Source organism: Lentzea sp. NPDC036949, assembly GCF_055608075.1.
This window is the reverse complement of the sequence record NZ_JBVJRA010000009.1, coordinates 268,362-288,494: the sequence shown is the minus strand read 5'-3', so window position 1 is coordinate 288,494 and position 20,133 is coordinate 268,362. Positions and strand designations below refer to the sequence as shown.

Here is a 20,133-nt window from a genome sequence, read left to right as displayed (position 1 = left end):
GGGCGGATGCGCCGCTGGTTAGCCTGGGTGCGCATCAGCCGAAGGGCGGCACCCGCACAGATGAGGGTCGGCGGATCTTCTCGCCGTTGCGGCTTTCCGTGATGTGCGGGCGGTCGGACCGCTTCAGGATCGAGGCGTCGGCGCCGCGACGATTCACCGCATTCGGGTGAGGAGTTCTTTCTGCGCGAAATACCTCCCGAGCAGAGTCGGCTTCACCGGGAGAACACCGCGCAACGGCGGCGTGCGGGCGTCCGAGTTGACGAGAAGAGATTGGCAACGGTGCGCAATGACAGCTGAGCCGGATGTGGTGCGGGAATCGGCGTTGGCGGGCAAGGTCGTGCTCTGGGAGGAGTCGGCGCGGGACGGGGCGCAGGGCAAGACGCTGATGAGCCCTGACTTCCGGGTGTGGCTGGCGCGCGAGCAGGGGGCGGTGTTCGGTGAGGACGGTCCTCGGCACGTCGTGTTCGCCGCCGGTTTCCCTGCGGTGTGCAAGGAGGAGTTCGAGGCCGTGCGCCGGGTCGCGGTGGAGGCCGAGGGAACGGTGAGTCCCGCGGCGGTGTGCCGGGGCACGGCCGCGGACGTGCGGCAAGCGATCTCTTCCGTGCACGGCGTCGCGCACGCACGGGTGATGCTCGTGGTCCCGGCATCGGAGGCCATGTCGGAAGTGATGACGCACCGGCGGGCCGCTGAGGCCGTGCGCGCGGGTGCCGCCCTCGTGAGCGACTCGCTGGGTGCCGGGGTCGCGGTGGACGTGTGCCTGGCCGACGCGTCCCGTGCCGATCACGGTCTGCTCGCGGACGCCGCGCGTGAGCTGACAGCCGCGGGAGCGGGTGTGGTGTTCCTCGCGGACACCGTGGGAGACCAGTTGCCCGCCGAGGCGGGGGCCATGTTCGCGGCCGCGCGCTCCGAAGGTGTGGTGCTCGCTTCGCACGCGCACAACGACCTCGGCCTGGGCCTGGCCAACACGCTGGAAGCCCTGGGCGGTGGCGCGCGGGTGGTGTCCTCCTCCTGGTTGGGCGTTGCCGAGCGCTCCGGTCTGGTGGCGACCGAGCAGGTGCTGTTCCTGCTGGCCTACCGCGCCGACCGGGCGAAGGTGCTGCTCGGCGAGGACGCGGACCCGTGGTGCACGCCTCCGGACCTGACCCGGCTGCCCGGCCTGGCCCAGGCCGTCGCCGAGGAGATCGGTGTTCCGCTGGGGGTGACGACCCCGGTGGTGGGCACCGGTGTCGGCACGATCTCCACCGGCACTCCGTTCGTGCACCCCGAGCTGTTCCAGCCCTTCGCCCCGGAGCAGCTGGGCATCACCCCGAGCGTCGTGCTCACCCACCTGGCCAGCGCCCGTGTCGTCACCGCCGTCGCCGGCCGCCTCGGGCACGAGCTCGACGTCACCGGCGCTCGCGCGGCGATGGCCTGGGTCAAGTCGCGCGCCTACCAGCAGGGCCACGCGGTCGTGGACGACCAGGCCTTCGCCCACTACCTCGACGGCGTGCGCGCGGGAGCGTTGCAGCGGTGATCGCCGACATCGAAGGTGTGCGAGCCGCACTGGCCAGGAACGCGGCGGTGGTCCTGCCGAACCCGGTCCCGCTGACGCACGTCGTCACCGCCACGACCCCGGCCGCGGTCAACGCCGCCAAGGGCCGACCGGCCGACCAGGCCGTCGCGGTGTGGGCGCACAGCCCCGACGTCCTCACCGAGATCATCTCGGCGACGACGCTCGCGCCCGCCGCTGTCGCCCTGGCGCACCGGCTGCTCGGCGACGAGCACGTCACCCTGCTCGTACCGACGTCGCCCGGTGTTCCCGCCTGGCTGGCGCCCGCCACCAGGGACGCCTGGACGTTGCTGTTCGGCGCTCGCTGGGCGCCGGTGCGCCCGGTGCTGGACTCGTTCCCCCTGCTGTACGTGAGCAGCGCGAACCGCACCGGCCACCCGCCGGTGGCCTCGACCGCCGACGCCCTCGCGATGTTCCCGCCCGGCACACCCGTGCTGGACCTCGCGGACAGCAGCCCGGCGGAGCCGGTCCGGCGAGCCACCACGACGCTGCGCCTGCACCCCGACGGGAGCCTCGACCTGCACCGCCGCGGTGCCCAGGACCACCCGCACCGCGACACCACCGCCTACCTGGAGCACCTGCGTTCCCGTTACCCCGAGTCCTGATCCGATCCATGTGGCGTTCAACGGTGAACCCCTTGGTACCGCGAGAAAGCATCACCTCCGCGCGCCGTCGTCACCAATCGAAGGAACTCAGTCGCACATGACCACGCCCGACCACGCTGCTGCCACCGCGCGGGATGGAATCGCCGTCATCGGCCTGTCCTGCCGCCTTCCCGGGGCGGCGAACCCGGACGCCTTCTGGGAACTGCTCGTCACGGGTTCGAGCGCCGTCACCGAGACGCCGGCCACGCGGTGGGACGCGAACGCCCTGTACGACGCCGACCTGTCGAAGCCCGGCAGGGCGAACTCGCGCTGGGGCGGCTACCTCGACGAGGTCGACCGCTTCGACGCGGCGTTCTTCGGCATCTCCCCGCGTGAAGCCACGGACATGGACCCGCAGCAACGGCTCGCGCTGGAGCTGGCCTGGGAAGCGCTGGAGAACTCCGGCGTGGTCCCGGCTGCCCTGCGCGAGCACGCCGTCGGCGTGTTCATGGGTGCGTTCGGATCCGACTACGCCACGCTCGCGCAGCGCGAGGGGATCGAAGGGGTCGGGCACCACACGGTCACCGGTCTCAGCCGTGGTCTCATCGCCAACCGCATCTCCTACACCCTCGGGGTGCGGGGCCCCAGCTTCACCGTCGACTCCGCCCAGTCGTCCGCGCTCGTCGCGGTGCACCTCGCCGCGCAGAGCATCCGCACCGGTGAGTGCGAGGTCGCGCTGGCCGGTGGCGTGCACCTCAACCTCGCACCGGAGAGCACCGTCGGTGCGGCCAAGTTCGGTGGTCTTTCCCCGGACGGGCGCTGCCACACCTTCGACGCCAGGGCGAACGGGTACGTGCGCGGCGAGGGCGGCGGCGTGGTCGTCCTCAAGCCGCTCGCGAAGGCGCTGGCCGACAAGGACGACGTCCTCTGCGTGATCCGCGGCAGCGCGGTCAACAACGACGGCGCGAGCGACGGCCTCACCACCCCGGACGCCACCGCGCAGGCGGAGGTCCTCCGCGCGGCCTACCGCGCGGCGGACGTCGACCCGCACCGGGTGCAGTACGTGGAGCTGCACGGCACCGGCACCAGGGTGGGCGACCCGGTCGAGGCGTCGGCGCTGGGCCGGGTGCTCGGTGCCGGCCGCGCTCCGGCCGACGCGCTGCGCGTGGGCTCGGTCAAGACCAACATCGGCCACCTCGAAGGAGCGGCCGGCATCGCGGGGCTGCTCAAGACGGTGCTCTCGATCAGCAGGGGACAGGTTCCGCCCAGCCTCAACTTCACCGAGCCGAACCCGGACATCGCGTTCGGCGAGCTGGGCATCAGGGTGCAGACCGAGACCGCGGACTGGAGCGCCGAGCCCCGGCTGGCCGGCGTCAGCTCCTTCGGAATGGGCGGGGCGAACTGCCACGTCGTCCTTTCCGGACCGCCTGAGTCCGAAGAGGACGAGGGCACCCCGGAGCACGTCGAGGCGACCCTGCCGTTCGTGCTCAGCGCGAAGACGCCCGAGGCGCTGCGCGCTCAGGCCCGGAACCTGCGGGGCCGCGACCTCGACCGCGCCGGTCTCGCCCGTGCGCTGCTCACCCAGCGCACGCTCTTCGACCACCGTGCCGTCGTGCTCGCCGCCACCGCCGATGAGCTCGACTCCGGTCTCGCCGGGATCGAGCAGGGCGTCCCCGGCGCGGGCGTCGTCCTGGGCCACAGCGAGAAGGCGGACGCCGGTCCCGTCCTCGTCTTCCCGGGACAGGGCGCGCAGTGGGTGGGGATGGGACGTGACCTCCTCGACGTCTCCGCGGTGTTCGCGGACTCCGTCACCGCCTGCGAGGAGGCACTGGCACCGCACGTGAGCTGGTCCCTGACCGAGGTCCTGCGCACCGGCGACGGCCTCGACCGCGTCGACGTGGTGCAGCCCGCGTCCTGGGCCGTGATGGTGTCGCTGGCCCGGCTGTGGGCGTCGGCCGGCGTCCGGCCCGCCGCCGTGCTGGGGCACTCCCAGGGCGAGATCGCCGCCGCGGTGGTCTCCGGGAAGCTCGATCTCGACGACGCCGCGACCGTCGTCGCCCTGCGCAGCAAGATCATCGCCGCCGAGCTGGCCGGGCACGGCGCGATGGCGTCGGTCGACCTGCCCGCAGACGAGGTCCGCTCGCGCCTGGCCGGCCATCCCGGCGTCGAGGTCGCGGTGGTCAACAGCGTGCGCTCGACCGTCGTCTCCGGAGACCAGGACACGGTCGACGCCCTGGTGGCGCAGTGGAAGGAGGAGGGCCTGCGGGCGCGGCGGATCGCCGTGGACTACGCCTCGCACAGCCCGCACGTCGACTCCGTGCGCCGGCAGATCGTCGAGGCCCTCGCCGAGATACGGCCGCAGCAGGGCAGCACGCCGTTCTTCTCCACCGCGGACTGCGCCTGGGCTGACCGGCTGGACGCCGCGTACTGGGCGCACAACCTGCGAGCGCCCGTCCGCTTCGGTGAGGCCACCGAAGCGCTGCTGGCACAGGGCTTCCGCCACTTCGTCGAAGTCAGCTCGCACCCCGTTCTCGTCGCCGCCGTCGAGGACACGGTGACCGCCGCGGACATCGACGACGCGGTCGTCGTCGGCTCGCTCCGCCGCGACGAGGGCGACCTGCGCCGCTTCCTCACCTCGGTCGCGGAAGCCTTCACCGGCGGGATCGACGTCGACTGGTCCGCCGTGGTGCCGCCGGTGCGCACGCGCGTCCGTGCCGCCGACCTGCCGACCTACCCCTTCCAGCGGCAGCGGTTCTGGATCGGTGACAAGAACGAGGTAACCGTCGAGACGGGACCGGTGCTGCACGGGATCGACCTCGTCCGAGCCCACGCCGCCGCCGTGCTGCGCACGACCCCGAACGCGGTCAGCGTGCGGGAACCGTTCAAGCGGCTGGGTTTCGACTCCATCATGGCCGTCGAGCTGCGCAACCGGATCAACGCGGCCGCGTCGCTGCGGCTGCCCGCCGGCGTCGCGTTCGACTTCCCGACACCCGCGGCGCTCGCGGCCGAGGTCGACCGGCTCCTCCCCGGCGGCACCCGGCAGGCTCCCGCCGCGCTGGAACGGGTCACCGCGGCCGAGGAGAAGCCGGAGGACGACCCGATCGTCATCGTGGGCATGGGCTGCCGGTTCCCCGGTGACATCCGCTCACCGGAGGACCTCTGGCGGTTCGTCACCGCGGAGGCCGACGCCATCGGGCCGTACCCGTCCGACCGCGGCTGGGACGTCCGCGACCTGTTCGCGGGAAGCGCCGAAGTCGCCCGCACGGGTGGGTTCCTGCACGACGCCCCGGACTTCGACGCCGAGTTCTTCGGTGTGTCGCCCCGTGAAGCGCTCGCCATGGACCCGCAGCAACGGCTCCTGCTCGAAGTCTCCTGGGAGGCGCTCGAACAGGCCGCGATCGACCCCGAACTGCTGCGCGGCACCGACACCGGCGTCTTCGTCGGGGCCATGGCCGGTGACTACGGCACCAGGCTGCACGAAAGCCCGGACGCCGTGGCCGGGCACCTCCTCACCGGTCTCGCCGGAAGCGTCGTCTCCGGCCGGATCGCCTACGTGCTCGGCCTCGAAGGCCCCGCGCTGTCGGTCGACACGGCCTGCTCCTCGTCCCTGGTCGCGCTGGACCTCGCCGTCGAGGCGCTGCGGCGCGGGGAGTGCTCGCTCGCCCTCGCCGGTGGCGTGACGGTGATGAGCACGCCCGGCATGTTCGCCGAGTTCAGCCGCCAGCGCGGTCTCGCACGAGACGGCCGGTGCAAGGCGTTCTCCGCGGCCGCCGACGGCACCGGCTGGTCGGAGGGCGTCGGCGTGCTGGTGGTGGAGCGGCTGTCCGACGCGCTGCGCCACGGCCACACCGTCCACGCCGTCGTCCGGGGCACCGCGGTGAACCAGGACGGTGCGTCCAACGGCCTGACCGCGCCGAACGGGCCCTCGCAGCAGCGGGTGATCCGCAAGGCGCTGGCCGACGCCGGGCTCTCGGCGTCCGATGTGGACGCCGTGGAGGCGCACGGCACGGGCACGTCGCTGGGCGACCCGATCGAGGCCCAGGCGATCATCGCCACCTACGGCCAGGACCGCGACCGCCCGCTGTGGCTCGGCTCGCTCAAGTCCAACCTCGGCCACACCCAGGCCGCGGCCGGCGTCGCGGGCGTGATCAAGATGGTCATGGCCATGCGGCACGGCGTCCTGCCGAAGACCCTGCACGTCGACGAGCCCTCGCCGCACGTCGACTGGGCGTCCGGGGCGGTCGAGCTGCTGACCGAAGCACGGCCGTGGCCGGAAGGCACCCGGCGGGCGGCGGTGTCGTCGTTCGGCATCAGCGGCACCAACGCGCACGTCGTCCTCGAACACCGGCCGCAGCCGCAGCAGCGGGCGCGGGAGGAGCGGCAGGTCCCGTTCCTGCTGAGCGCCAAGACGCCGCAGGCGTTGAGCGCACAGGCGCGAAGGCTGCGCGACCACCTCGCCGAGCACCCCGGGCTCGACCCGGCCGACATCGGGTTCACCCTGGCCACCGGTCGCAGCGACTTCGACCACCGTGCCGCGGTGCTCGCCACGGACACGGCGGGGCTGCGCGAGCTGTGCGAGGGCCGCGGAGCCCGCGACCACGCCCGGCTCGACGAGCCCGTCGCCTTCCTGTTCACCGGCCAGGGTGCCCAACGCCTGGGCATGGGCCGGGAGCTGTACACCACCTACCCGGTCTTCGCCGCGGCACTGGACGAGGTCGCCGACGAGCTCGACCGGCACCTGACCAAGCCGGTGCGCGAGGTCATGTGGGGCGACGACGCCGCCGTGCTGGACCGGACCGAGTACACCCAGCCCGCGCTGTTCGCCGTCGAGGTCGCGCTGTACCGCCTCGTGCGCTCGTGGGGTGTCGAGCCGGACTTCGTGACCGGCCACTCGATCGGTGAGATCGCGGCGGCGCACGTCTCCGGTGTGCTGACCCTGGCGGGAGCGGCGGAACTGGTCGCCGCGCGCGGCCGGTTGATGCAGGCGCTGCCCCCTGGCGGTGCGATGGTCTCCGTGCAGGCCACCGCGGACGAGGTGCGCCCGCAGCTGACCTCCCGCGTGGGCCTGGCCGCGGTCAACGGACCCGACGCGGTCGTGGTGTCCGGTGCGGAGGACGACGTCCTCGCGCTGGCCGCGCGGTGGGCGGAGCGCGGACGCAAGACCAAGCGGCTCACCGTGAGCCACGCGTTCCACTCGCCGCTGGTGGAACCGGTGCTGGAGGAGTTCCGCCGCGTCGCCGCGCGGATCACCTACGCGGCGCCGGTGATCCCGCTGGTGTCGAACCTGACCGGCACCCTCGCGACGGCCGAGCAGCTCCGCTCGCCCGAGCACTGGGTGCGGCACGTCCGCGACGCGGTGCTCTTCCGCGACGGCGTCCGCCACCTGCGCGAGCAGGGCGTGACGCGGCTGGTCGAGATCGGCCCGGACGGCGTGCTCGCGGCGATGGCGCAGAACTGCCTGTCCGACACCGACCAGCTCGTCCTGCCCGCCCTGCGCAAGGGCAGGCCGGAAGCCGGCACGCTGGTGTCCGCACTGGCACGGCTGCACACCGCCGGTGTCACCGTCGACTGGACGGCGTTCTTCGCCGGCACCGGCGCCCGCCGCACGGAGCTGCCGACCTACGCGTTCCAGCACGAGCGCTTCTGGCTCGACCCGGTCGCCAAGGCCGCGGACCTCGCCTCCGCCGGGCTCGACGCCGTCGCACACCCGGTGCTCAGGGCGGCGCTGTCCGTCGACGGCACCACGGTGCTGACCGGCAGGCTCGACCCGGCCGAGCTGCCGTGGCTCGCCGAGCACCGGGTCGGCGGAGCGGTGGTCGTTCCCGGAACGGCGCTGCTCGAACTCGCCGCCCGCGCCGGTGCGCACGTCGGCCGGCCCGCCGTCACCGAACTGCTGCTGATCGCGCCGATGGTCGTTCCCGCCGGTGACGCGCTGGACGTCCAGGTCCGCGTGTCGGCGGACGGTGCCCTGCGGACGGTGTCACGCCTCGCGGGGCAGGGGGAGTGGACCCTCCACGTCACCGGCCAGGTCGACGCCGCCACCGGCACCGGGCCCGCCCCGGTGCAGTGGCCGCCGGTCGGCTGCGAGCCGGTCGACCTGGCCGGGTTCTACGCCGCACTGGCCGAGCGGAACCTGCACTACGGTCCCGTCTTCCAGGGCGTGCGGCGCCTGTGGCGCGGCGACGGCGAGCTCTTCGCCGAGGTCCGGCTGCCCGAGACGAAGAACGACCACCTGCTGCACCCGGCACTGCTGGACGCCGTCCTGCAACCACTGGCGGCCGGTGAGCTGTTGCCCGACGGGGGAACGGCGCGACTGCCGTTCTCCTGGACGGGCACCCGCCTCCACGCGGCCGGGGCGTCGCTGCTGAGGACCCGGCTGACCGGGCTCGGTCCCGACACCGTCCGGCTGGCCGCCTGGGACGGTGAGGGCAACCCCGTCCTCGACGCCGACTCGGTCGTGCTGCGGCCGGTGTCCGACGCCCAGCTGCGTGACGCCGTGGCAGCCGATTCGCTGTACCGCGTGGAATGGCGGCCCACCACCGTCGTGGCTCCCACCCCGGGCACCACGCGGCGGCTGCCGGTCGGGTCCGGAGGCCCGCTGCCGCACCGGGTGCGTGCGGGACTGGCCTGGGCGCTGACCACCGTGCAGGACTGGTTGTCCGGCGAGCAGGGCGGATGCCTCAGCATCGTCACCGGTTCCGACCCGGTCGGCGCTGCCGTGCAAGGGCTCGTGCGTTCGGCGCAGACCGAGCACCCCGGCCGCTTCCAGCTGATCGAGGTCGACGGCAGTGCCGCCTCCGACGCGCTGGTGCCGTCACTGGCCGGTTCACCCGACCCGCAGGTCTCCGTGAGGGAAGGCACCGCGCTGGTGCCGCGCCTCGTGCGCCACACCGCCGCGCCCGCCGCCCCGGACATCAGGTGGGACAGGGGAACGCTGCTCGTCACCGGTGCGGGCGGAGTCGTCGGTTCGGCACTGACGCTGCACGCCGTGACCACCCGCGGGATCAGCGACGTCGTCCTGGTCAGCCGGCGCGGCGAACGGGCCGCCGGTGTCGCGCGGCTGGCCGGGGAGCTGCGGTCCACGGGCGTCTCGGTCACGGTCGAGGCCTGTGACGTGGCGAAGCGCTCGCAGGTGGAAGGCCTGCTGGCGCGCGTCCCGGACCTGCGCGGCATCGTCCACGCGGCCGGAACGGTGGCCGACACCGTCATCGAGGCGCTCACCACCGACGGCGTCGACGCCGTCCTCGCGTCCAAGGTGGACGCCGTCAGCCACCTGGACGAGCTGACCAGGGGACTGGACCTCGACTGGTTCGTCGTCTGCTCCTCGGTCGCCGGCTGGTGGGGCACCGCCGGCCAGGCCAACTACGCCGCCGCGAACGCCTGCCTCGACGCGATCGTCCGCGACCGCGCCGCCGCCGGGTTCCCGGCACTGGCACTGGCCTGGGGGCTGTGGGAGGAGCGCAGTGAGCTCTCCGGGCACCTCGGTGACGCCGACCTCCAGCGCATGGCCAGGGCCGGCATCGCACCACTGTCCACAAAGGATGCCGTCGCCGCGTTCGACGGCGCACTGCGCTCGACGGAGCCGGTGCTGGCGCCCGTCCGCCTGGACGTCCGCTCCGTCACCGGGCAGCCCGTGCCCCTGCTGGCCGACCTCGTCCGCACACCGGTCGTGGCCGAACCGGCCGTGACCGCGCAGGAGACCTCCGGCGGCGCGTTCGACCAGCTGACCGCGGACGAGCTGCGGGCGGAGCTGACCCGGCTGGTCCGCACCAGCGCCGCCGCCGTGCTGGGGTACGCCCAGCTGCGGGACGACCAGGTGGAGCAGCCGTTCTCCGCGCTGGGGATGGACTCGCTGGCCGCACTGGAACTGCGCTACGAGCTCAGCGACGCCACGGGCCTGAGCCTGCCGACCACCCTGCTGTTCGACCGGCCCAGCGCGCTGGACGTGGTCGAACACCTGGTGGAAGAACTCTCGACCGAGAAGGACACCACTGTGACCCAGGCGGTCCAGCGAGCAGAACCCGAACCCGAAGTGGGTGAGGACGACCCGATCGTGATCGTCGGCATGGCCGCCCGCTACCCCGGCGGGGTCAGCTCGCCGCAGGAGCTGTGGGACCTGGTCGCCACCGGCACGGACGGGATCACGGCGTTCCCCGACAACCGCGGCTGGGACCTCGACACCCTCTTCCACGACGACCCCACCCACCGCGGCACGAGCTACACCCGTGAAGGCGGTTTCCTGCACGACGCCGCCGACTTCGACGCCTCGTTCTTCGGCATCGCGCCGCGCGAGGCGCTCGCGATGGACCCGCAGCAGCGGCTGCTGCTGGAGACCTCGTGGGAGGCGCTGGAGAACGCGGGCATCGACCCGTTGTCGGTCAAGGGTTCCCGCACCGGTGTCTACGCCGGCGTGATGTTCCACGACTACTCCACCCGCGTCCACGACGTGCAGGACCTCCCGGACGGCATGGAGGGGATGATGACCCTCGGCAGCCACGGCAGCGTCGCGTCCGGCCGCATCTCCTACGTCTTCGGCCTGCAGGGGCCCACGATGTCGGTCGACACCGCGTGCTCGTCCTCCCTGGTGGCACTGCACCTGGCCGCGCAGGCGCTGCGCAACGGCGAATGTTCGATGGCGCTGGCCGGCGGTGTGTCGGTGATGTCCACCCCCGTCACGTTCGTCGAGTTCAGCCGCCAGCGCGCACTCGCCGCCGACGGGCGGTGCCGGGCGTTCTCCTCGGACGCGAGCGGCACCAGCTGGGCCGAGGGCGCGGGCATGCTCCTGCTGGAACGGCTCTCCGACGCGAAGCGCAACGGGCACCGGGTGCTCGCGGTGGTCCGCGGCAGCGGGATCAACTCCGACGGCGCCTCCAACGGCCTCACCGCACCGAGCGGCCCGGCTCAGCGCCGGCTCATCGAGCAGACGCTGGCCCAGGCACGACTGACGGCCGCCGACGTGGACGTGGTGGAAGCGCACGGCACCGGCACGCCGCTGGGCGACCCGATCGAGGCGCAGGCCTTGCTGGACACCTACGGACAGGACCGCGACCGCCCGCTGTGGCTCGGTTCGCTGAAGTCCAACACCGGCCACACCCAGGCCGCGGCGGGCGCAGGCGGGATCATCAAGATGATCATGGCGATGCGGCACGGCGTCCTGCCGAAGACCCTGCACGTCAGCGAGCCGTCCCCGCACGTGGACTGGACCTCGGGGTCGGTCGAGCTGCTGAGGGAGGCACGCCCGTGGCCGGGGGGAACCCGCCGCGCCGCGGTGTCGTCGTTCGGCATCGGCGGCACGAACGCCCACGTGATCCTCGAAAGCCCCGCCGAGGAGAACCCCGCCGAGGCCACCGCCCCGGTGCCGGAGCCGCGAGCAGCGGCGGTCACGCCGTGGGTCCTCAGCGCCAGGACACCGGCGGCGCTGCGGGCACAGGCGGCCAAGCTGGCGGACTTCCTCGACCGGGAGCCCGGCCACGACGACGCCGCCGTCGCGGCGGCACTCACGAACCGGTCGCGGTTCGACCAGCGCGCCGTCGTACTGGGCGGTGACCGGGACTCGTTGCTGGCGGGCCTCACCGCCGCCGCACACGGCGACGACGCGCCGAACCTGGTCGTCACGGCCGAGAGGCACGCGGGCGAGACCGCCTTCCTGTTCGCCGGTCAGGGCAGCCAGCGCGCCGGCATGGGACGGGAGCTGTACGAGGCGTACCCGCCGTTCGCGGTCGCGTTCGACGACGCGGCCGAGGTGCTCGACCCGCTGCTCGGCGTCAGCCTGCGCGACCTGGTCTTCACCGGTGACGGCCTGGACCGGACCGAGCACGCGCAGCCCGCGCTGTTCGCGCTCGAGGTGGCGCTGTTCCGGCTGCTGGAGGCGTGGGGAGTGCGACCGGGCCGCGTGGCAGGGCACTCCATCGGCGAGATCGCCGCGGCCCACGTGGCCGGCGTCATGTCGTTGCGCGACGCCGCGACGCTGGTCGCCGCTCGGGGCAGGCTGATGGGCGCACTGCCGGAAGGCGGCGTCATGGTGGCCGTGGAGGCGGCCGCCGCCGAGGTGACCGCGTTGCTCGCCGGCCGTGAGCACGAGGTGGGGATCGCCGCGGTCAACGGGCCCAGGGCCACCGTCCTGTCCGGTGCCGCCGCCGCGGTGCAGGCGATCACCGAGCAGCTGCGCTCGCGCGGCCACCGCACGAAGGCCCTGCGGGTCAGCCACGCGTTCCACTCGCCGTTGATGGGGCCGGTGCTGGCGGAGTTCCGGGACGTCGTGTCCCGCATCGAGTTCTCGGCGCCGAGCATCCCGATGGTGTCGACGCTGACCGGTCAGGCCGCCGCTGCGGGCGACTTCACCACCGCGGAGTACTGGGTCCGCCACGTGCGCGAGCCGGTCCTGTTCCAGGACGCCGTGCGCGCCCTGGAAGCCGGTGGCGTCAGCACCTTCGTGGAGCTGGGCCCCGACAGCGTGCTCTCGGCGATGGCGTCGGCGAGCGTGTCCGCACCGGCCGTGCCGCTGCCGCTGCTGCGCAAGGACCGCCCGGAACCACGAGCACTGCTGGACACCGTCGCGAAGCTGTTCGTCCGCGGCACCTCCGTCGACTGGTCCGCTGTGCTGGGCGGCGGCGCACGACCGCACGTGGAGCTGCCGACCTACGCCTTCCAGCGGCAGCGCTTCTGGCTCGACACCCCGCGTGCCACCGGGAGCGTCGCGGGCACCGGCCTCGGTGCGGTCGGGCACCCGTTGCTGACCGCGTCGATGTCCCTGGCCGGCAGCGGAGCCACCGTCCTCACCGGACGGTTGTCCACCGCGCGCCCGGCCTGGACCGGTGGCCACCGCGTCGGCGGTGCCGCCGTGGTGCCGGGCACGGCCCTGCTGGAGATGGCCGCCAGGGCCGGTGAGCAGGTCGGCTGCCCGAGGGTGGCGGAGCTCGTCTTCCGCACCGCGGTGGTGCTTCCCGCCGAGGGCACCCTGGACGTGCAGGTGGAGGTGTCCGCGCCCGAGGACGACGGCAGCCGCGCCCTCGCCCTGCACTCGCGGGCCTCGGCCGACGCGCCGTGGACCGCGCACGCCACCGGCCGCCTCGTTCCCGGCGTGCCCGGTTCGGGGGAGAACCTGACCGAATGGCCGCCCGCGAACGCGCAGCCGGTCGACCTCGACGGGCTCTACCCCCGCCTCGCCGACGCCGGCCTGGGCTACGGACCCGACTTCCAGGGCGTCCGCAGGGCCTGGCGTCGTGGCGGCGACGTCTTCGCCGAGGTTGCCCTGCCCGCGACCGTGCACGGCGAAGCCGGTGACTACCTGGTGCACCCCGCGCTGCTGGACTCGGCGTTGCACCCGCTGCTGGTGGACGCGTTGCGCCTGCCGTTCTCGTGGGCGGGCGTCGAGGTGCACGGGCCCGGCGCCGCGTCGCTGCGGGTTCGCCTGCGCGACAAGGGACAGGACTCGTTCAGCGTCACCGCGTGGGACAACGTGGGCATGCCGGTCTTCTCCGCCGAAGAGCTCGTCGCGCGGCCGGTGGTGCGTGAGCAGCTGCAGGTCATCGGCGCCGCCCAGGCGGCGGAGACGCTGTTCCGGATCGACTGGAAGGCACCGGAGGGGCTGTCCCCGGCAGGGGGAACCGGGCACCTGACGCTGACCGTCGACAACGGTGACCCCGCGTCGCCGCTGCCGCAGCGGGTCCGGACCGCGCTGGACGCGGCACTGGCCTCGGTCCGCGGCTGGGTGGCGCGCGACCACGAGCCTGGTGCCCGGCTGGTCGTGCTCACCCGAGGTGCGGTGGACGGCGACCCGGTCGCCGCCGCGGTGTGGGGTCTGGTGCGCTCCGCGCAGACCGAACACCCCGGCGTGCTGCAGCTGATCGACCTCGACGGCACGGCCGCGTCGGACAAGGCGTGGCGGAAGCTGGTCGGCACCGACGAGCCGCAGCTCGCCGTGCGCGCCGGGCAGGTCCGCGTGCCGAGGCTGGCCGGTGCGGCAGCCGCCGGGCCGTCCGCTCCCACCGAGTGGCGTGGCGGTTCGCTGCTGGTCACCGGTGCGGGCGGGGTCGTCGGTTCCGCGCTGACCCGGCACGCGGTGCGCGAGCACGGGGTTCGGGACGTGGTCCTGCTGAGCCGGCGCGGTGCCGACGCACCCGGCATGGCCCGGCTGTCCGCCGAACTGCGTGAGCTGGGTGCCTCCGTCACCGTGGAGGCCTGTGACGCGGCAGATCGCGAGCAGCTGGCCGGGGTCCTCGCGCGGATACCGTCGGACCGGCCGCTGGCCGGTGTGATCCACGCTGCCGGAACCTCGCGGGACGCGACGATCCGGTCGCTGACCGCGGAGGCCCTGGAGGCCGTTCTGCCGGCCAAGGTGGACGCCGTGACGCACCTCGACGAGCTCACGAGGGACGCGGACCTCACCTGGTTCGTCGTGTGCTCCTCCGCTGCCGCCTGGTGGGGCACGGCCGGCCAGGCCAACTACGCCGCCGCCAACGCCTGCATCGACGCCATCGCACGGCGCAGGCACGACGCCGGGCAGCACGCGCTGTCGCTGGCGTGGGGGCTGTGGGCCGAACGCAGCGAGCTGTCCGGTCACCTCGACGAGGCGGACCTGCGCCGGCTGGTCCGCCTCGGCGTCACTCCGCTGTCGACCGAGGACGCACTGACCGCGTTCGACACCGCTTTGCGCACCGGGGAACCCATGCTCGCCCCGATCGCGCTGGACACCTGTCAGCTCGTCGACAGCGAGTCGGCGCCGCTGACCCCGCTGCTGCGCGGGCACGTGAAGCGGCGTCCGGTGGCGGAAGCGGCGCCGGTGCCGGTGTCGTCCATCGCGGGCGAACTGGCCGGCAAGGACGAAGGCGCTCAGGAGGCCTTCCTGGGTGACCTCGTCCGGAGCCTGGTGGCCGGTGTGCTCGGGTTCGCGAGCGCCGACGAGGTGGAGGCCGACCGCGGGTTCTTCGAGATCGGGTTCGACTCGCTCACGGTGCTGGAGCTGCGCAACCGCGTCGAGAAGGCGACCGGGCGGTCGGTGCCGCCCACGGCGATCTTCGACCACTCCACGCCGAGCGCCCTCGCGAAGTACCTGCGCATCCAGCTCGGCGAGCAGGAAGCGGAACGGCCGCTCGACGTGGAGCGTCCGTCGCTGGCCGGGACGACGGTGCTGCTGACCGGTGCGACCGGCGGTCTCGGGCGGCTCTTCGCCAGGGAGCTCGCCGAAGCCGGGGCGAACCTGGTCCTGACCGGACGCGACCAGGCCGCGCTCGACGAGCTGGCGGACTCCATCGGCGGAACGCCCCTGGCGCTGGTCGCCGACGTCACCGACGGCACGGCGCTGACCCGGGCCGTCGAGCGGGCGGAGCAGGAGTTCGGCGCGGTCGACGTGCTGATCAACAACGCCGGTGTCGGCGGTCCGGCCGGCCCCCTGTGGGAGGTCGACGAGGACCACTGGTGGCAGACGGTGGAGGTGAACCTGCGCGGGACCGTGCGGGCCTGCCGGGCGGCGTTGCCGGGCATGGTGGAGCGCGGGCACGGGCGGGTCATCAACATCGTGAGCTCGGCGGGCAAGCACCGCTGGCCCAACGTCTCCGGCTACTCGGTGTCCAAGGCCGCCGCCATCAAGCTCGGTGAGAACCTCGCGCCGGAGCTGGCGGGAACCGGGGTGTCGGTGCTCAGCTACCACCCCGGACTGGTCGACCTCGGCCTGACCCGCAAGCAGCTGGAAGCCGGCGAGACCGGTGACCGCCACCTCGACGGCGTCGGTGCGTGGATGGCCGACCAGCGCGACAGCGGCCGGTTCACCACGCCCGAGGAGTCATCGGAGATGCTGGTGCGACTGGTGTCCGGTGAGGCGGACGCGTTGTCCGGCGGCTACCTGACCCCGGAGGACGACCTGAGCCGCCTGCTGGGCGGCTGAACGAGCAGCGCCGACGACGATGTCGACCCCACAGCAAGACCCGAAGAGGGAGATCATGGCGAACGTTGCTCAGGGCGGCCGCTGGGTGCGGAAGTTCCGCGCCACGTCCGAGGAAGCCCCGCAGCTCGTGTGCTTTCCGTACGCGGGCGGATCGGCCGGGTGGTTCACCCGGCTCCGCATGGAGCTCGACGGCGAGGTCCAGCTGTCGGCGGTCCAGTACCCCGGCCGCCTCGACCGGCTCCGCGACGAGCCGATCGACGACCTGCACGTGCTGGCGGACGAGGTGTTCGCGGTGCTGGACAAGAGCCGGCCGCTGGCCCTGTTCGGGCACAGCATGGGCGCCGTGGTGGCGTTCGAGGTGGCGCGACGGCTGGAGGCCGCCTCGGTGCCCGTCTCGCACCTCTTCGCGTCCGGTCGAGCGGCGCCACACCTGCACCGCAACGCGGGTGTGCACCTCATGTCCGACGACGACGTGGTCACCGTGATCGAGGCGCTGGGTGGCGTCCAACCGGGCGTGCTGAGCAACGCCGATCTCCGCGCGATGGTGCTACCCGTGGTGCGCAACGACTACCGGGCGATCGAGTCCTACCGGTGCGGGCCTTCCGCGGTGATCACCGCGCCGATCACCGCTCTGGCCGGCACCGAGGACCCGATCGTGCCACTGCCGGACGCGAGCGCGTGGATGCGTCACACCACCGGGTCCTTCGTGCTGGAGAAGTTCCCAGGGGGCCACTTCTTCCCGGTGGACCACTGGGGGAGCGTCGCGGACCTCGTGCGGCGCGAGCTCCACGTCGGCAGCGGGCTCGGCCGCGGCGGCCGAGCCGAAGCCGCAGGCGCCTGAACGGTGCGCCCACGTGCAGACCGGGCACCGCACAGCGGTGCCCGGTGACCCTGCTTTCAGGTCATGCGCGTGGGACGAGGCCCGCCAGTGCGGAGGACAGCTGGATGCGCCGGCGCACGCCGAGCTTGCGGTAGATGTTGGTCAGGTGGAACTCGACGGTGCGCCGCGAGACGTTGAGCTCGCGGGCGATCTCTTCGTTGGAGTTGCCTTCGAGGGCCAGTGTGGCGATGCGGTACTCGTGCGGCGTCAGCGTGAGCGCGCTGAGCCGGGGAGCGGGTGGCGCGGCGTTGGTCGGTTCGGGGTGGTGCGGCACCGGTGTGTGCGAGGTGGCGGCGGAGCTCAGTCCGGCGAGCCGTTGTCCCGGTTGCACGGCGACGCCGCACTGCCGGCCGAGTGCCTGCGCTTCCGCGAGGTGCTGCCGGGCGGCGTCGTGCTGTCCCTTCTCCCACCGCGTTGCGGCGAGTTCGAGCAGCACCTGTGCGTGCAGCATCCGCGCGGTCGACCGGCGCAGCACCGAGTCGGCCTCGGCCAGCCACGGGGCGGCGGCGGAACCGCCGGTCACGATGCCCACGGTCAGCAGCGCGCGACCGATCACGGTCGGTGCGCCCCACTCCCGTGCCAGGGTCAGCTCCTGCAACGCGAGGTCGAGGGCCGGCTGCGGCTGTCCGAGCCGCAGGTGTGCCAGCGCCGCGAAGGACCGCCAGGGGCGCACCGCCGGGTTGCGCCGATCCCAGGCCAGGAACCGCTCACCGCATTCGAGCTGGTCGGCGAGCGCTGCCTCGTGGTCGCCGAGCTCCATGCGCACAGCGCCTCTGACGTGCAGCAGGGCGGTGTGGTGCCAGGTCTGCGGCAGTTGTCTGGAGCGCCCATAGGGCGCCAGCGCGTTCTTCGCCGCGTCGAGGTCGCCCAGGGCCAGCTGAGCGCGAACCCAGGCGTCGGTGGCGTAGACGTGTCCCAGGTGGTCAGGGGCGAGCTTCGCGGTCCGTGCCGCGGACAACGCGAGCTCCGCGTCCGCGGCGGCCTCGGCGAAGGACCCGTGGTGGTGGTGCGCCCGCGACCGGAGCGAGTGACCGAGCATGGTGATCAACGACAGCCCCTGGCGCTGGGCTTCGAGCAGGACCTCGTCGCAGTGGCGCATCGCGAGCTCCGCCTCGTCGGCGCGCAGCAGGGCGTTGATCACTCCGAACAGGCGTTGCGGGTGTTGCATCGCGGAGGTCGCGCCGCCGGACAGCGCCGCGAGCGCGGCCTTGCGGCACAGGGCCAGCTCCACGCCCCGGTTGCTGGTGTCCTCGGCGATCAGCCCGGCCAGCCTGCGGCCGTGCTCGTCACCGCGGCGCCACTGCTGCTCGTCGAACTCGCGGAAGTCCACCTGCCGGGCCTCCGGGTCACCTGAGGGCACGGTGATCCGTTCCAGCAGGCGCATCGACTCGACGGCCGCGGGGATCTTGGACCCGATCTCTTCCATGGCCCGGCGCAGCACCTCGCTGGCACTGTCGTAGGCACCGTCGAAGTAGAGGATCTCCGCTAGCCGGCAGGCGGCCGCGAGGATTTCCTGCGGATCGTCCAGGCCGATCATCCCCTCCTCGATGTGCGCCACGGCCATCCGCGGGTCGAAGTACGTCTCGGCCAGACCGAGCCGCAGCAGCAGGTCCTGCCTCTGCGCGGTGGAGAGGTCCTCGTCGAGAGCCCTGGCGAGCAGTTGGGCACCGAAGCGGGCATCGCCGTCGGCGATCGCGGTGTCGGCGGCGGCACGCAGGACCTCGACCGCCCAGGCGCCGGACTGGGCGGGCGTGTGCAGGACGTGGCGTGCCACGACGACCGCGGGTGCCCGCGTGTAGTGCAGGAACCGCGCGGCCTTGGCGTGCAGCTGCTCGCGTTCCCGGTACCCGACCGCGCTCGTGATCGTGTTCTTGAGCACCGCGTGCGTGAACTTCAGCCCGCCGTCCGGGGTGAGCACGCCCATGCCTTCCAGCTGCCGCACCCGATCGGCGGCCTCGCTGGTGTCGAGGTCCACGACGGCGGTCAGCAGGGCCAGGTCCGCCGGCTCCACGGCCGCGATCGCCTTCGCGAGCTCGACGAGCTCGGGTGACTGGCGGTTGAGTCGCGCGAGCAGCACCTGACCGAGTTTCTCGCATTCGGGGCGCAGCAGGTCGTTCGCGGCGCTCTCCTCCGGCGGCACCGATCTTTCCCGCATCACACCCAGGATGTGCCGCGTCACCGTGGGACAGCCGCCGGTGGCCTCGACGAAGGCCTGCGCGAACTTCTCGTCCGGCGTCTGCCCGAGCATCCGCTCGGTGAGCTGCGCGATGTTGCGCGCGGTGAAGTACGCGAGCCTCATGCGCTCGGAGTAGATGTCCAGTTCCGCTATCAGCAGGGGATCGGTCGGCTGGATCCCCGGTGTGCGGGTCATCAGCAGGACGACCGGGAGCTTGACGACGCGGTGCACGAGGTAGTTCAGCCAGCGCAACGACGAGACGTCCGCCCACTGCACGTCGTCGATCACCAGGCACAGCGGTGCGCGCTGGGCGAAGTCGGCCGTGAAGCGGTAGAGGTCCCGGATGGCCCGCTGGAGTTCGAGCTCACCGACGTCATCCCGCTCGGCGGTGAGGTGCCCGGCGATGAGGTCGTACCCAGGAGGTGTGCTTTCACCGTTCCGGCCAGGCGGCAGCTCCTCGCGCAGGTGCTCGAAGAGCTGCTGGGCCACGGCGAAGGGCACGTCCCGCTCCATCAGCGAGCCCTTCGCACGCCAGACGACGAATCCGCGCTCGCGGGCGAGCTCGCACGCCACGTCCAGCAACGCGGTCTTGCCGACGCCGGGCGTGCCCTCGACCAGGAGTGTGAAGGGTGTCGCACGCTTCGCCGATTCAAGACCATCGACGATGCGTGCCAACTCCGCGCCGCGACCGACGAGCGTCTCGGCACTGCCTGAATGCTGGTGTGCGTCGGCGACCATTTATGCGCTCCGTAGTTGTCAACTGGCCCAATCGGGTGGTCTTTCGCTTCAAATCAGCTCATATCGCCCTGCTATCGATTCCACTTTATGAGTACCCATCGGGTCAAGTTCTCGATCCCTTGAGTCGAAAAGACTTCTTGGCGCCGAAGTCGCAGGTGAGAACGGTCGGACGCCCGTTCGGGCAGTCGTCGGCTGCACATCCGGGCGCGAGTGGCGCCGAGATTTGTCACACACCGCGAGACGGACTGATCGGGCAGGAAGCGGGTAGGGTCTCGAACGGGTCCGTACGAATTGCGCCGCCGATGAGTATTTGTGGTGAAACGA

At 72.8% G+C, this 20,133-nt stretch carries 5 protein-coding genes; 4 read left to right on the top strand and 1 reads right to left on the bottom strand.

Annotated elements, in window-relative coordinates:
- Nucleotides 1-286: 286 nt before the first annotated feature.
- The 4 genes from ACZ7CD_RS25810 to ACZ7CD_RS25795 all read left to right on the top strand — a co-directional run bounded on the left by ACZ7CD_RS25810 (nt 287) and on the right by ACZ7CD_RS25795 (nt 16,856).
- Nucleotides 287-1,513 carry a 2-isopropylmalate synthase gene (locus ACZ7CD_RS25810; RefSeq protein ID WP_470379842.1) on the top strand — a complete coding sequence of 409 codons (1,227 nt, stop codon included), beginning with the start codon at nt 287-289 and terminating at the stop codon, nt 1,511-1,513.
- A complete protein-coding gene (locus tag ACZ7CD_RS25805) occupies nt 1,510-2,154 on the top strand; it encodes a hypothetical protein (protein WP_470379841.1) in 645 nt (214 codons plus the stop codon). The genes ACZ7CD_RS25810 and ACZ7CD_RS25805 overlap by 4 nt, the downstream gene beginning before the upstream one ends.
- 97 nt (nt 2,155-2,251) lie before the next feature.
- Nucleotides 2,252-16,015: an SDR family NAD(P)-dependent oxidoreductase gene (locus ACZ7CD_RS25800; RefSeq protein ID WP_470379840.1), complete on the top strand. Its 13,764-nt coding sequence runs from the start codon at nt 2,252-2,254 to the stop codon at nt 16,013-16,015.
- A 55-nt stretch (nt 16,016-16,070) separates the two neighbouring features.
- A complete protein-coding gene (locus tag ACZ7CD_RS25795; protein ID WP_470379839.1) occupies nt 16,071-16,856 on the top strand; it encodes a thioesterase II family protein in 786 nt (261 codons plus the stop codon).
- 61 nt (nt 16,857-16,917) lie between these two features.
- Here ACZ7CD_RS25795 and ACZ7CD_RS25790 read toward each other — a convergent pair whose 3' ends face one another.
- On the bottom strand, nt 16,918-19,809 hold the full coding sequence (locus tag ACZ7CD_RS25790; protein ID WP_470379838.1) for a helix-turn-helix transcriptional regulator: 2,892 nt from the start codon (nt 19,807-19,809) through the stop codon (nt 16,918-16,920).
- Between the last annotated feature and the right edge of the window lie 324 nt (nt 19,810-20,133).

What these genes read in the sequence shown, in the direction of transcription:
- ACZ7CD_RS25790 (WP_470379838.1), bottom strand. Translation starts at nt 19,809, where the DNA reads ATGGTCGCCGACGCACACCAGCATTCAGGCAGTGCCGAGACGCTCGTC.
- ACZ7CD_RS25800 (WP_470379840.1), top strand. Translation starts at nt 2,252, where the DNA reads ATGACCACGCCCGACCACGCTGCTGCCACCGCGCGGGATGGAATCGCC.
- ACZ7CD_RS25795 (WP_470379839.1), top strand. Translation starts at nt 16,071, where the DNA reads ATGGCGAACGTTGCTCAGGGCGGCCGCTGGGTGCGGAAGTTCCGCGCC.
- ACZ7CD_RS25810 (WP_470379842.1), top strand. Translation starts at nt 287, where the DNA reads ATGACAGCTGAGCCGGATGTGGTGCGGGAATCGGCGTTGGCGGGCAAG.